Here is a 13,572-nt window from a genome sequence, read left to right as displayed (position 1 = left end):
TGGTCTCGCAACCCCTCGGAATCATATCGGAACTCGATCGTCTACCGTTACGTCAGCGTTCTGACACAGCCTCTAAGGCGCTTTCCAAGCAGATGGAATCAACTGCCGACTGGAAAAGGCGGCAAGATAATGATCTGGAGCCCGGCCGATGCGATCCGCGTCGCCGGTCTTCAGGTCCAGCCCAGGCAGGGAGGGTAGTTGGCCCTCTGCGATCGGACCTCCAAATGGGGGTTTCTAGTCCAGCTCGTGCGGGGTAAAAACGCGTGTTTCTGATGGGGTCCCACCCCTTCGACAGTCAGGAACCCGTCATGGTCGCTATCGGCAGCAAGCCGGACGCCGTTTCGATGAGGAGAGAAGGTCGTGGACGCATCGGAATTGTTGAGCGCGGCCTCCGCCAGGACCGGCCTGCATGATTTCGGGCCAGACGATTTCCGGGAAGGCTTCACGCTACTGGTCGACGCGATCAACCGTGAGGCGGGTATTCGTGAGACATGTCAGGCGCAGCTTCAGGACAAGTTCGTTAACCTGCTGATCCAGCGGCTGTGGTTTGCCCGGGACATGCAGGCGCATGCGGAAATCGCGCGGGAGCGTATCCGCTCTCCCCTGATCATTCTCTCGCTTCCCCGAACCGGCAGCACCAAGCTCCATCGCATGCTTGGCGCGACAGGACACTTCCAGACGCTCAATTTCTGGCAGACAATGAAGTTCGCAAGGGTGCCGGGCATCGCCGATGGCGGTGTCGCGCAACGCATCCGCGAGGCCAGGGCTTACGAGGCCTGGATTTACGAACAATCGCCAGCGATGTTGATCGGCCACCCCTTGCATGCCGAAGAGCCGGAAGAAGAATGTTTCCTGATGGAAGCGACCTATCGCCATCCCACCATATTCGGAATGTACGACACGCCCAGCTACGCCGCATGGGTGGCCCAGGCGGACCTGACGCCGGCCTATGATTATCTGGTCTCGGTCATCAAATATCTGCAATGGCAAAACGGGTCTCCGGCGAAGCCGTGGCTGTTCAAGGATCCGAACCATATGGGTCAGGAAGATTTCCTGACGGCGGCGTACGAAAGCCCCCGCTTCATCGTGACTCATCGCGACCCGGTGAAATGCGTGCCCTCGGTGACGAGCACCGTCATGGCGACGCGGCGCATCTTTTCCGATCAGGACAACAGCCATGTCTTCGCCGACAAGATGCTTGGCCATCTGTCTTCGGCGGTGGACCGCCACATGGCATGGCGGGCGCGCAATCCCGATATCCCCGTGCTTGACCTGGCCTTCGCCGAGGTCGTCAGGGACGGGCGGGCGGTGGCACGCAAGGTCTACGAATTCGCCGGCCTTGACCTGACGATGGATGCCCTGCGCGCAATCGAAGGATGGGAAGCGGACAACCCCAAGGGCAAGCACGGCGAAGCGAAATATTCGGCGGAGGATGTCGGTAGCACGGACGAAGAGATCAGGCGGACCTTTTCTCGCTATTATGAGGCATTTGGGGAATATTTGTGATGCGTTGCGCCCGATGCGCTGATTTTGGAGATCGTCGATGGTAAACTATGATTTCAAGCCCGAGGACCATCCCGCGGAATGGAGCCTTGACTATAGCAAGCGCGATCATGAAATCGTCGACTATCAATATTATGAAATCGATGGCATCCCGGGCGTCAAGTTTCGCGGCCCTCCGCTATCGCAGGATGTGCTCGATAGCGGCGAATATTTCACCTGCCTTGGCGGCGCTCAGGCAAACGGCATTTTCGTCGAGCGAACATTTGGCGACATCCTTGCCGATCATCTGGGACTGCCGCTACTGAACCTGAGCGTGGGAGGCGGCGGCGCGGGCTTCTATCTCCAGGCGCCCCGACTGCTCGATCTGGTAAACAAAGGTCGTTTCTCGATCGTCCAGGTGATGACCGCGCGAACGGAACCGAATTCTCGCTTCGGCGCATATGGATTTGTGGAAGCGTTGCTCGACCTGAAGACGGGACAGCAGATTTCCACCATGGAAGCCTGGCCGATCATCTTCAATGAAGAAAGGGAAAAGGCGCCGCTCTACGTCGCGGAAAGCCTCGAAAACTGGGTACGGCGATATCGCGAACTGGCGGAAAGGATCACCGTCCCAAAAATCCTCTTCTACTTCTCCGATAAGGATCTGGACGAGCCGGTAGATTACCGGGCCTCGGATATGATGAGCATCCTCGGGAAGTTTCCGCAATTCGTCGACACCGCAAGCTTGAATGAAGTGCGGCCATTTTTTGACGCTTATGCCGAATGCAGAAGCATGCGGAACTACGGCTATCCGCTTGTCAGCCGTTTTACCGGCGAACCGATCGAAGTGGACGGTGGCAGCATGGCGGCCTATGCGAAGGGGATGAAGTGGAGCACCAACCACTATTATCCCTCACCCGAAATGCATGAAGACGCGGCCGAGGCGATAGAGAAGGTGCTGCCCGGTCTGAAATTGCCGAAATGACACTGACGATCGCCGTCCGTGCCCCTGCCCTGGGGGCATGTCAGGATAAAGCATCCAGGCCCGTCAGAATGCCCTCGACCAGGGGGAAGAGCAATTCGCCCTGGTCGGGTGCCGGGCGTGACACGCACCCTGCTCCCATATGGGGGCTTGGCGGTCCAGCTTGTCGGCTGAGGACTGCCGACCGATGCGCTGTAGTGCTCCCGGTCGTGCAGGCAAGCCTATGTCTTACCGGACCACGGCGCGCGTATAGAGATGCCAGGTCGCGTAGCCAAGCAGCGGCAGCACCACGGCGAGGCCGACCAGGCCCGGCAGCGCACCAATGATCAGCAGCGCAACGACGATCACGCCCCAGGCTGCGATCGGCACCGGATTGGCCAAGGCGACCCGCACGGAAGTGCGCAGCGCCACGCCCCAGTTGGCCTGCTTGTCAATAATCAGCGGGAAGGACACGACGCTGACCGCCAGGGTAACGATGGCAAAGCCCAGACCCACCAGATTGCCGACGACGATCATCTGCCAGCCCTGCGCCGTGCCGAACACAGCGTTCAGGAAAGCGCCGACGGAACTGACGACCTCTGGCCCCAGTTGGCCCACGGTCGCGCGATAGATAAGCCACGCCGCGGCCATCCAGGCGAAAAACAGAAGGGCCGTGATGCTGGTCAGGTCAAACAGCGACGGCGCCGAAGGTCCCCGAACCACGTCCACAAAATGCCGCCAGCGGCTGTCGAGCCCCTGCTCGCGGCGGCGTGCGAGTTCGTAGAAGCCGCTGGCCAGCGGAGGACCCAAGAGAAGCGACCCTCCGAGCAGCGGGAACAGGAGGGGCAAGATCGACATCTGGCTGGCCGTAAGAATGGCGAACAGCACAACCACCGGATATATGATCCCGATGAAGACGAGATCGCCGCGCTTGGCCTGGAAATCGTCCCAGCCCTGTCGCAGCGCGATCTTGAGGTCCGGCAGGCCTATCTTGCGGATTTCATAATCTTGACGAGAAGATGCAAGTTCAACTGGATGAGCAATTGCCATGGCCGCTCTCCCTTCGAATGGCGCCATGACGTGCGTGCGGCTTGTCCTGCCCTCTGTCGGGACCGGTGCATGATGCAGTCCCGTTTCAAGGGCCTGCCTTGGCATCGTCTCGGCATGAGGAACGCCTCATGGCCTGGCCGCAGACTACACTCTTTCGCGCCCTTCCCACAATAGGGTTGATGGACAGGCACGCGTCGTGGGATCGGGCCAGTTTGTCCCAGCGCAACCAGAGCCTTAATGTCATGGGATGAAGCCCTTGATCGCTTTTATCGATCAGCATGACCAATGTTAATCGCTTCACCAGCCCGGCCGTTCGAGCCTAGCTGTATCAGGCATTTTCAAGAAGGAGCCACGTCATGGACGCCAAAACGGGCGGAAGTCCACTCAGCTGTCCGGCCAGGGAACCGGCCGCGCTGCGATCACTGCTGGGGCGCACCAGCCGCGACTGGTGGCCGAACCAGCTGCCATTGGAAATCCTGCATCAAAATGGCGCGCACGCCAATCCGATGGGCGAATCCTTCAATTACGCGAAAGAGTTCGAGACACTGGACCTGGAGGCGGTGAAGCAGGACCTGCGCGCGCTGATGACCGACAGCCAGCCTTGGTGGCCGGCGGACTATGGGCATTACGGCCCCTTCTTCATCCGCATGGCCTGGCATTCGGCCGGCACCTACCGCACCGGCGATGGTCGCGGCGGTGCGTCGTCGGGCGGGCAGCGCTTCGCTCCGCTCAACAGCTGGCCGGACAATGCCAATCTCGACAAGGCGCGTCGGCTGCTCTGGCCGATCAAGCAGAAATATGGGCGCAAGCTCAGCTGGGCGGACCTCATGATCCTGACCGGCAATGTCGCGATTGAATCGATGGGCGGGCCAGTATTCGGCTTCGGCGGCGGCCGCGAGGATGTGTGGGAGCCGGAAAAGGACATCTATTGGGGCACCGAGGAACAGTGGGTCGGCAATCCCGACAACCAGACCCGCATCCAGCCGGACAAGGACATGGCGCTGGAGGACCCACTCGCCGCGATCCAGATGGGCCTCATCTACGTCAATCCGGAAGGACCGGGCGGCAACCCCGATCCGTTGCAGTCGGCCCGCGACATCCGCGAAACCTTCGCGCGCATGGGAATGAACGACGAGGAAACGCTGGCGCTGACGGCTGGCGGCCATACCTTCGGGAAGGCCCATGGCGCGGGCGACGCGTCCAAGATCGGCGCGGAGCCGGAGGGTGCGGACATCGCGCAGCAGGGCCTGGGCTGGCAGAGCGGGCATGAAAGCGGCATGGGCGATCACACCATAACCAGCGGCATCGAAGGCGCGTGGACGCCAACCCCTATCAGCTGGGACATGAGCTTCTTCCACATGCTGCTCGACTATGAGTATGAGCTGGTGAAGAGCCCGGCGGGCGCGCATCAGTGGCAGCCTGTCGGTCAGAAGCCCGAGGACATGGCGCCCGGCGCGCACAGCCCGGACAGACGCCTGCCGACGATGATGACGACCGCCGACATGGCGTTCAAGATGGACCCCGACTATCGCCCGATCGCCGAGCGGTTCCGCAAGGATCCGGACGCCTTCGCCGACGCGTTCGCACGCGCCTGGTTCAAACTGTGCCATCGCGACATGGGGCCCAAGACGCGCTATCTGGGACCCGACGTTCCGGCGGAAGACCTGATCTGGCAGGATCCCATCCCGGCGGCGGACTATCCTTCCGTCGACGCGGCGGACGTTGCCACCCTGAAGCAGAAGATCGCGGCGTCCAGCCTGACCGTCGCTGAACTGGTGCGGACGGCATGGGCTTCGGCGTCGACCTTCCGCGGGTCGGACAAGCGCGGCGGCGCCAATGGCGGGCGAATCCGCCTGGCGCCGCAGAAGGACTGGGCGGTCAATCAGCCCGAGCAGCTCGCGCAGGTGCTGTCAGTCTATGAAGGCATCAAGGCGGACTTTGACGGCAGCGCGCGGGGCGGCAAGAAGGTCAGCATCGCCGATCTGGTCGTGCTGGGCGGATCGGTTGGCATCGAGCAGGCGGCCAGGGCGGCGGGCCACGACGTTACCGTGGCTTTCACCCCCGGTCGGACCGACGCGTCGCAGGAGGAAACCGACGTCCACGGCTTTGCCGTGCTGGAGCCCAAGGTCGACGGCTTCCGCAACTATCTGCCGGTCAGCTATCGCGTCCCGGTGGAGGAACTGCTGATCGACCGCGCCAGCCTGCTCCGCCTCAGCGCATCGCAGATGACGGTGCTGATGGGCGGACTGCGCGTGCTGGGCGCCAATCACGGCGGGTCGAACCATGGTGTGTTCACCGACAGGCCGGGACAGTTGACCAACGATTTCTTCGTCAACCTGCTCGACATGGGCACGGCGTGGAAGGCGGAAAGCGACCGGGGCGACATCTTCGTGGGCACGTGCCGCAAGACCGACGCGCGCAAATGGACGGCCACGCGGGTTGACCTCGTCTTCGGGTCCAATTCACAGCTGCGGGCGCTGTCGGAAGTCTATGCGTCCGCCGATGGAGAGCGAAAGTTCGTCGACGATTTCATCACCGCCTGGGTCAAGGTGATGGATGCCGACCGCTTTGACCTGGGTCGGTCGGGCCTGACCACCGGCGCCTGACACCGGGTCCAGCACGAGCCCCAACACAGAGCCATCGCCGCGGAGCCTTCTGGGGCAACGCGGCGATGGCCAGTCTAATTCAGATCAGGGTCAGTGCAGGTCGCGTCGTCGAAAATCGGAATCGGGAAAGCGGCTGGGACGTGACAGGTGCGCGAAGCCGTCGGGCTCGCCCTGTTCGTGCACCAGTTCCTCGAACAGCGCGCGATAGTGGATCATTGCCTGGCGCAAATCTTCTGTATCCGCCTCTCCGCGGGCGTGGCGGATCGCGATGTCGTGCGCGGAGCGGTAGTTCTGCACCACTTCGGGATGATCGACGGACAGGTCGGCCGAGCGGCGCTCGAAATCCACAATGGGATAGCCGCGCACTTCCATGACCTCCGTCAGCAACACGTCGGCGCGGGACACGGCGCCCTGCGGATCATCGACAAACTGGGTCTGCACTTTCATCCAGTCATCGGTGAACATGTCCACCTGCTGCGCCGAAAGCGGGTGAATTGAAAAGGCGGCCACCCGCTTTTCCCGTTCGGCCAGTTCGGCTTCCGCCTTGCGGGAGCTGCCGACTGCTTCGACGGTGCGGGCATATTCCGGGCCGAACTTGGCGCGCAGATTGGCGCGACGGCGGTTCTGGACGACCAGCGCCACGGTCCCGGCTAGCAGGACGAGGACGACCAGGCCCAATCCGATTTCCAGCGGAGTAAACGTCACGATGACATCTCCTTGGCCTGTATCAGGCCGCTCAGGGCGCCCGCCGCCTCGTCCGTTCCAACCCGGACCGGGCGGGCTTTGTTCCACCCCGCGCCATTTCCCCTTCCGCATGGAACGATGCCGTCCGCCGCCGGTTGCCCCTTCTCACGACCAGGAGCTTTGTCCCGATGCATATCCAGACCGCCCAAGGCCGCGCGATCCACGTCAAGGATATGGGCTCGGGTCCGGCCGTCATGCTTATCCACGGCTGGCCGCAGTCAGGCGACCGGTGGGAATATCAGCCGCTCGCCCTGCTGGAGGCGAAATGAAGAAGGCGGATCCCCTAGGGCTGGCGATCGACAGCTGGCGGCTGGGAATGGAAGCCTGGACCGTCATCGGCCTGCGCCTGCCCCGGTTGCTGACCGGCGACCCTGCCGCCATGGCCGAGGCGCAACTCATGGTCGCCGAGAAGGTCGAAGCGGTCGGGCAACTGCAATGGCGGGCGATGACCGGCACGCTGGGGTCGACGCCACCAGCCGCGGTGAAGGCGTCGATCGCACATTATCGCAAGGCGGTCGGCAAGAACCGGCGGCGGCTGGGTCGGCGCGCAAAGCGCTGATCGCATCGCGCGGCGAGGGCGCGCCCATGCCGGCGCCGGCCGGAACAAAGATCACGACCTCCGCCGTGAAAAAGCGCGTCTCCTGATCGGTCGATCGGCTGACAAGGGAAAGGCCGTCCGGATGGATCCGGGCGGCCTTTTACCTGGCTTGACGAGGTGATCTCCCGGGTCGGTGGACCATGCCCTAAAATCCCTCGACGCCCTTGTGATCGCCAAAACCGGCGGCGCGCATTGCCTGCTGGTCTTGGCGGCCGCGCTCCCGTGCCGCCGCGATCTGCGCGCGTTCCTTGTCGGTCGGCATGCGCGGTCCGGGCGACGCCAGCTCTGCAAGGGTCGGCCCGGGCGTGGGCCGCTTCCAATCGCGTTCCATCTGCCACTCCTGAAGCATCCGTGGGATATGCAACGAACGGGCCGCCGGGGCGAGAGTTCCTTGTGCGTGCTAACCAATCCGGGCGCTACATGCGCCGGCGCGAACCGATCCTGCCGCCTGTCGCCGCCTGGTCAAACGACGAAAAAGCCGTGGGTCCCATCGCGCCGCAGTTGGTCGACCAACCCATATTCCCAGTCGAGATAGGCCTGCATCTGCGCCGCCGCATTGTCAGTGCCGACATAGGGACGCTTGTAGACATCGTCGGCAGGCATCAGCGGATATTCGAACCCGGTTTCCATTGGCCGGCCCGACGCCTTCCAGGCGGCTGTGCCTCCCTTCAGAACATGAACCCGCCGGCCGGACGCCAGATCAGCCGCAGCAAATGTGGCGAGCGCTGCGTCGGGCGATGTCAGCACGACGTCGGCCTCGCCACCGATAGCGGCAAGTGCTTCCTCAATCCGCGCGCGAATGGCGAAGCGGGCGCCGGGGATGTGGCCCTTGCGATGGATCAGCGAAGGCGCAAGATCGATCAGCGTCGCTCGCCCGGACTGAAGGGCCTGCGCCAGGTCATCAACCGACATGAAGTCAGCGCCGGGAAGGGGCGGCAGGGTCGGCGTCCACGCCCCCTCCTCCGTCGCTTCTTCCAACCGGCCTTCGACCACATAGACATCCCACCCCATCTGGGCGAGCCAGGACGCGCTCATATGCGCGCGGACTCCGAGATTGTCCCACAGCACGATGCGCGCGCCGCGCACCGGAGCGACCATGTCGGTTTCCTGCACCAGCTGCCCGCCCGGCATGCCTCGGAAACCCGGCACATGTCCGGCCGCATATTCTTCCGGCGTCCTGACATCGAAGCGATAGAGGGTGCGAGCGGTATCGGCGGCAAGCAGCGCCACCTGTTCGCTCGTCAACACTCGCACGCCCGCGCGATAGGACACGTCCCGTGCCCGCTCCAGCGCCGCCGCGCCGAGATCGGCCTCCGCCTCCGGCGCGCGGCTGTTCTTGCCATGCGCCAGTTCCAGTCCCGCCAGGGTCCACCCGATCGTGCCGTTCCGCAGCGCATAGACGGGGTTGGGCACCCCGGCGTTGATCAGCGATTGCGCGCCGATGATGCTGCGCGTCCTGCCGGCGCAGTTGACGACGATGGTGGTCGAAGGATCGGGCGCCAACGCCTGCGCGCGCAGGACCAGCTCGGCCCCAGGAACGCTGGTCCCGCCGGGGATGCTCATCACCTCATATTCATCATAGCGCCGGGCATCCATCACGGCCACATTGGCATTGTCGCGCAGCATCGCGTCGAGGTCGGGCGCGGGCAGCAGCGGGGTGTGTCGCCGACCCTCAACGACCTCGCCGAACGCCTTGCAATAGGAATTCACGTCCTGGAACAGTTCGCCGCCCTCTGCCTCCCATCCCTTCAGCCCGCCTTCCAGCGCGCGCACATTGCTGTAGCCGAGCGCGGCGAGGCGGCGGGCGGCGATCTCCACCAGTCCCTCGCCATCATCGTAAAGAACGATCGGCACGTCCTTGCGCGGCAGGCGGTCAAGCGCCTCCACCTCGATGAGGCCGGCCGACATCTGCGACGCGAACAGCGGATGGGACAAAGCGAAGGGCGCCTCTTCCCGGACATCGAGCAGGGCGATTTCCTGGCGTGTCAGCAGCTGGAATCTGACTTCGGCAGGGGTCACGGGTCGGGTCACATCTCTTCTTTCGACAGGTCCCAGAGGTTGGGAAGCGTTGCATTGGAATAGCCGGATATGAAAGTCTTGCTGCCGCCTTCGGCATCATAGGACAACCGCTTCACGGCGCCGATATTGGCGCCATAGACGTGGACGCTGACCGACGGCCGGTCCTCATAATAATTCCAGACCTTGTGAATATCGCCTGTGGTTGGCGAGAGCATCTCGACATTGCCGGGCGTCAGTCGTTCAGGAGCCCCCTTCGGGCGGGGAATGCCGGCCTCGTCGATGACATAGCTCTGGTTGACCTCGCAACCGCGCAACATGCCGATGAGGCCCCAGGTCTGGTGATTGTGAATGGGTGTCGACTGTCCCGGCGCCCAGACGAAACTCACGATCGAAAATCGCTGCCGGCTGTCGCAATGGAGCAGATATTGCTGATAGTCGCGCGAGCCGGGCGCCGAGAACTGCGCCGGCAGCCAGTCATCATGCGCGACCAATTGGCCGAGCAAGGGGGCGGCAGCGGCCAGCAGGGCCGGCTCGTCCTGATGAATATCCATCAAGTCGGCGAGTTCAGTGACGAAGGTACGCAATCGCGCTATATTATATGTATCATTCATGAAGATGTTCTCCCCGTCGGTCGCCATCGGCTCAGAACAGCATCAATGCGGCGGCGAGCGACAATATGAGCGCGACAAGCGAAGCGCCCGCGATGACCATCAGCGGCTTTATACCAGTGGTAAGGAGCGAAGCCAGAGGCGAACTGATCCCGGCGGCCGTGATGGCGGCGGCGATCAATGTCGTCGCTATTCCACCGAGCGCCGTTCCCACGGCAGGCGGGATCTTGACCAGCGAATTGACGACCACGAGCAGCAGGAAGCCCAGAAGGAACCAGGGCACCTTGCCGATCATCCGGCGATCCCCATCGTTGCGGGACACGCCATAGGCCACGATTGCGAGCACGGGCATCAGCAATGCCACGCGGCTGAGTTTCACGATCGTCGCGGTCTGGCCTGCGCGTTCCGAATAGAAATAGCCCGCGCCCAGGGCCTGGGCCACGTCATGGATCGACGCGCCAAGGAAAAACCCCGCCTGCCGGTCACTCAGATGCAGCATGTGCGCGATCGTCGGATAGACCGACATGCCAAGCGCGCTCACCGCGGCTATGCCCACCAGCACGATCGAGAGATGCGCCGGATTTTCGCGCCGGGTGTTCAGCACGGCAGCGAGCGCCGCCGCCGCCGATGCGCCGCATATCGCCACCGCCCCACCCGCCAGCGTTCCGAAGCTCGTGCTGAACCCCAGCATGCGCCCGAACAGGATGCCCGACAGCAGCGTCGTGGCCGTGATGAGCGTCACGGCGCAAAAGGCTGCCGGCCCGAGATCGGCGATCTGGGAGGCGGTCACCTTGAGGCCGATCAGCATGATTCCGACCCGCAGCAGCGTATGCGACGCCAGGCCAAGACCGGGATGCAACCGCCTGTCCTGGTGGAGGAAGCTTAACGAAAGACCGATGAGCAATCCCATGAGCGCCAGCGGCGCGCCATAATGGCCCGACAGGAAACTGGCCGCCAGTACGGCCGCCGCCGTCACCGCCAATCCCGGCCAGTAATCCCGTACCGACCGGGTCTTTTCGGGTTCGTAAAGCTCGCAGAAGAGATCAGCTGCCATTACGGGACTGGTTTGAGGCGGGATCAGCCTCGGTCGGACGGGGCGCATCGAAGGCCACAGCTCCCTTTTAGTCAGCATGGGCGGGCTTTTGGACAAGCTGGCAAGTCCCGGCAATCGAGATTTGCTCATATCGCATGTTGGGTTTTCTCAACCGCCGTCCAGGCGCGGCTTCCGTCGCCTGTTTTGCATTCCCGCTACCTTAAGGTGACAAGATGAGCAAAGCTCATGACGCATTTACGAATAGTCGTTTGAACTTGATGAGCCGAGTTATCATCAGCATGGACGCAGGGGTGTGGATTGCGGGGCGCAAGCGGCCGACGATAAGCATGGTAGCTCTGCGCGTAATTCTAGAGAGGTCTTTGGATGTCCTTGATACTTTATGGTGCGCAGGGCAGCTGCGCCCTGGTCGCCCTCTGGGCGATAGAGCAGACAGGTGCGGATTATCAGTTGGTATCGCTCAACCTCGGCGCCGGCGACCAACGCGACGAAGCGTTTCTGGCAATTAATCCTCACGGCAGGGTCCCGGCGCTGTCTGCCGATGGAACCACCATCACGGAACTCAACGCCATCCTCACCTATCTTGCGGCGCGCTATAGCAGTTCCGACATTCTGCCGATGGGCGATCCGTTACTGCTCGGGCAGACGATGGAATTGCTGTGCTGGTTTTCCAACACCGTCCACGTCCATGTCGCGCAATGCTTTCGTGGCGAGCGGTTCACCGAGGACGCGGACGTCAAGGAAAGCCTCAAGGTATCTGGCAGGCAGCGCCTCACGACAGCCTTTGCGGAACTGGATGGCAGGATTGCGCAGAACCGTGACGCTCTCAATGGCGGCACTTTCGGTCCTGCCGACATATTCAGCATCGTAGCGTGGCGCTGGGCCCAGAAGCTGGAACTCGACTGCTCCCGTTTCCCTCACTGGAGCGCGAGCGTGCTGCGCAATACGGACCGCCCGGATGTCGCCGTGGCGCTCAAGCTGGAAGCCGCGGGCGCCCCGGCTCCCTGGGCCGCCGTGACGCAGGCCGGCTAGGCCAATCCAATCCTGCGGTATCTGCCGGCCGCTCCGGCCCCACCCGCTCCATATGAGGGGTGCGCAGGCGGGCACGCCGTTCGTCGCTCTGGACGGCTCGGCCAGATAATCTGACGCGCCTTCGTTCGGTCTGGCGCGCTAGCCAGACAAGCTGCACGCCGTGTCATAACCGGACGCCGGTTCGCGCTTAACCACCTGCCGATCGCCTTCGGCCTTGAAAAGGCCCCGGGCGGTTCGCTTTGCCGGCCCGGCAAGCCGTCCCATTGTTGGGATGGCTCATTGCCATGCTTGCCCGCCCTGCATTTTCTATCTAGAAAGAGAAGGTCTTAGATATGGGCCGCGCGGCCCGTTCATCGACGGGGGCCGGGTTTCGAATTGCTCAGGAGTTGAAGGAGAACGCATCAGGGCACTTTGACAACCGGCTGGATAAACCGGCAATAGAGCCACAATGGCCTGATGTGAGGATGAGTGATGCAGGTGAATCTTCCGACCAATTTGCTGCGAAGTTTCGTGGCGATCGCGGACACCGGCTCGATCGTTCGCGCCACCGAAAAAATCTTCCTGACCCAATCCGCGCTCAGCCTGCAAATGAAACGTCTGTCGGAAATCGTTCAGGTTCCCCTTTTCCGTCGGGAACAGGGCGCGCTGGTCCTCACTTCGTCCGGCGAAAGACTGCTGGAACTTGCCCGCCGCATTTTGGAACTGAACGATCAGGCGGTGGAAAGCCTGGATCGCGCCGGTTTGAACGGTCCGGTGCGCATCGGCGTCGTTCAGGATTTCGGGGATGAGATCCTTTCCGGCGTCCTGGCCCGTTTCGTCCAGTTGAACCCCGGGGCCGAACTGCAGATCAGGGTCGGCAATTCCGGCGAGATCAGGGAGTTGTTCACGGCCCACCTGATCGACATTGCAGTCTATCATTCGGTTAAGGAAGATGAATATACCGTCGCGCCGGCGCGCATGGTCTGGCTGGGCGATCCCACGCTTGCCGAGCGCGAGACGCTTCCACTCGCCTTCATGACCAAGCCCTGCCTTGCCCGCGACTGCGCGGTGGCCGCGCTGGAGGCGGCCGGGCACCCCTATCAGACCATCGTCGAAACATCCAACCTCTCCACCCTGCGCGTCGCTGTCGAGGCGGGGCTCGCCCTCACCTGTCGATCCTCGGCTTTTCTGGGACACCGCTTTTCCGCAGTCGACCTGAAAAGCATTGAACTGCCCACCTATTTCGTGGGCGTCATGACCCTTCCGTCAGCCCATCGAGCCATCACCGGCCTTGCCGACCTGATCACCGAGGCAATAGAAAATCTCGTCTGCCCTCCCTTCGAACTTGCGACGGCTTGTCCTCTTAGAGCCCGTCTTGAATCTCATGCGTAACGAGCGATGCGCCTGATGAGGACCAGGGCAGCGGCGGCGTAGAGGAAGGC

General features: G+C 62.7%; 13 protein-coding genes. 7 read left to right on the top strand and 6 right to left on the bottom strand.

The window, feature by feature from the left end:
• Window positions 1-360 precede the first annotated feature (360 nt).
• Window positions 361-1,506 (top strand): sulfotransferase family protein, encoded by a 1,146-nt coding sequence (locus tag AAC640_RS17930; RefSeq protein WP_340268752.1) that lies wholly within the window; start codon window positions 361-363, stop codon window positions 1,504-1,506.
• 37 nt (window positions 1,507-1,543) lie between these two features.
• Window positions 1,544-2,467 (top strand): DUF6473 family protein, encoded by a 924-nt coding sequence (locus tag AAC640_RS17925; protein WP_340268750.1) that lies wholly within the window; start codon window positions 1,544-1,546, stop codon window positions 2,465-2,467.
• A gap of 225 nt (window positions 2,468-2,692) precedes the next feature.
• Here the strand turns inward: AAC640_RS17925 and AAC640_RS17920 are convergent, their stop codons facing one another.
• Window positions 2,693-3,493 (bottom strand): DUF2189 domain-containing protein, encoded by an 801-nt coding sequence (locus tag AAC640_RS17920; RefSeq protein ID WP_340268748.1) that lies wholly within the window; start codon window positions 3,491-3,493, stop codon window positions 2,693-2,695.
• A 356-nt stretch (window positions 3,494-3,849) separates the two neighbouring features.
• Here AAC640_RS17920 and katG point away from each other — a divergent pair, with 356 nt between their 5' ends.
• A complete protein-coding gene (gene katG / locus AAC640_RS17915; protein ID WP_340268746.1) occupies window positions 3,850-6,099 on the top strand; it encodes a catalase/peroxidase HPI in 2,250 nt (749 codons plus the stop codon).
• Between the two features lie 90 nt (window positions 6,100-6,189).
• Here the strand turns inward: katG and AAC640_RS17910 are convergent, their stop codons facing one another.
• Window positions 6,190-6,804, bottom strand: a complete 615-nt coding sequence (locus AAC640_RS17910) for a hypothetical protein (protein WP_340268744.1) — start codon at window positions 6,802-6,804, stop codon at window positions 6,190-6,192.
• Window positions 6,805-6,971: 167 nt separating this feature from the next.
• Here AAC640_RS17910 and AAC640_RS17905 point away from each other — a divergent pair, with 167 nt between their 5' ends.
• Together AAC640_RS17905 and AAC640_RS17900 are read left to right on the top strand one after the other, a co-directional pair.
• Window positions 6,972-7,112, top strand: a complete 141-nt coding sequence (locus AAC640_RS17905; protein ID WP_340268743.1) for an alpha/beta fold hydrolase — start codon at window positions 6,972-6,974, stop codon at window positions 7,110-7,112.
• A complete protein-coding gene (locus AAC640_RS17900) occupies window positions 7,109-7,402 on the top strand; it encodes a hypothetical protein (protein WP_340268741.1) in 294 nt (97 codons plus the stop codon). The genes AAC640_RS17905 and AAC640_RS17900 overlap by 4 nt, the downstream gene beginning before the upstream one ends.
• Before the next feature lie 184 nt (window positions 7,403-7,586).
• On the opposite strand, the gene AAC640_RS17895 is transcribed toward AAC640_RS17900, so the two are convergent.
• From AAC640_RS17895 to AAC640_RS17875, 4 genes are all read right to left on the bottom strand, one after another.
• Window positions 7,587-7,772: a hypothetical protein gene (locus AAC640_RS17895; protein WP_340268739.1), complete on the bottom strand. Its 186-nt coding sequence runs from the start codon at window positions 7,770-7,772 to the stop codon at window positions 7,587-7,589.
• Between the two features lie 131 nt (window positions 7,773-7,903).
• Window positions 7,904-9,472, bottom strand: coding sequence for a rhodanese-like domain-containing protein (locus AAC640_RS17885; protein WP_422795011.1), 1,569 nt, complete (start codon window positions 9,470-9,472; stop codon window positions 7,904-7,906).
• On the bottom strand, window positions 9,469-10,071 hold the full coding sequence (locus AAC640_RS17880; RefSeq protein WP_340268737.1) for a cysteine dioxygenase family protein: 603 nt from the start codon (window positions 10,069-10,071) through the stop codon (window positions 9,469-9,471). Before AAC640_RS17880 ends, AAC640_RS17885 begins: the two co-directional genes overlap by 4 nt.
• Before the next feature lie 31 nt (window positions 10,072-10,102).
• Complete coding sequence (locus AAC640_RS17875; protein WP_340268735.1) at window positions 10,103-11,122, bottom strand: YeiH family protein; 1,020 nt, start codon at window positions 11,120-11,122, stop codon at window positions 10,103-10,105.
• Between the two features lie 363 nt (window positions 11,123-11,485).
• Between AAC640_RS17875 and AAC640_RS17870 the strand changes: the two genes are divergently transcribed.
• Together AAC640_RS17870 and AAC640_RS17865 are read left to right on the top strand one after the other, a co-directional pair.
• Window positions 11,486-12,151: a glutathione S-transferase family protein gene (locus AAC640_RS17870; RefSeq protein WP_340268733.1), complete on the top strand. Its 666-nt coding sequence runs from the start codon at window positions 11,486-11,488 to the stop codon at window positions 12,149-12,151.
• A 471-nt stretch (window positions 12,152-12,622) separates the two neighbouring features.
• A complete protein-coding gene (locus AAC640_RS17865) occupies window positions 12,623-13,522 on the top strand; it encodes a LysR substrate-binding domain-containing protein (RefSeq protein ID WP_340268731.1) in 900 nt (299 codons plus the stop codon).
• Window positions 13,523-13,572 lie beyond the last annotated feature (50 nt).

Origin of the sequence: Sphingobium mellinum, assembly GCF_037860795.1 — a bacterium.
GTDB classification, from domain to species: Bacteria; Pseudomonadota; Alphaproteobacteria; order Sphingomonadales; family Sphingomonadaceae; genus Sphingobium; species Sphingobium mellinum.
Note: the sequence above shows the minus strand (reverse complement) of the source record. Positions and strands in the feature narration are given on the sequence as shown.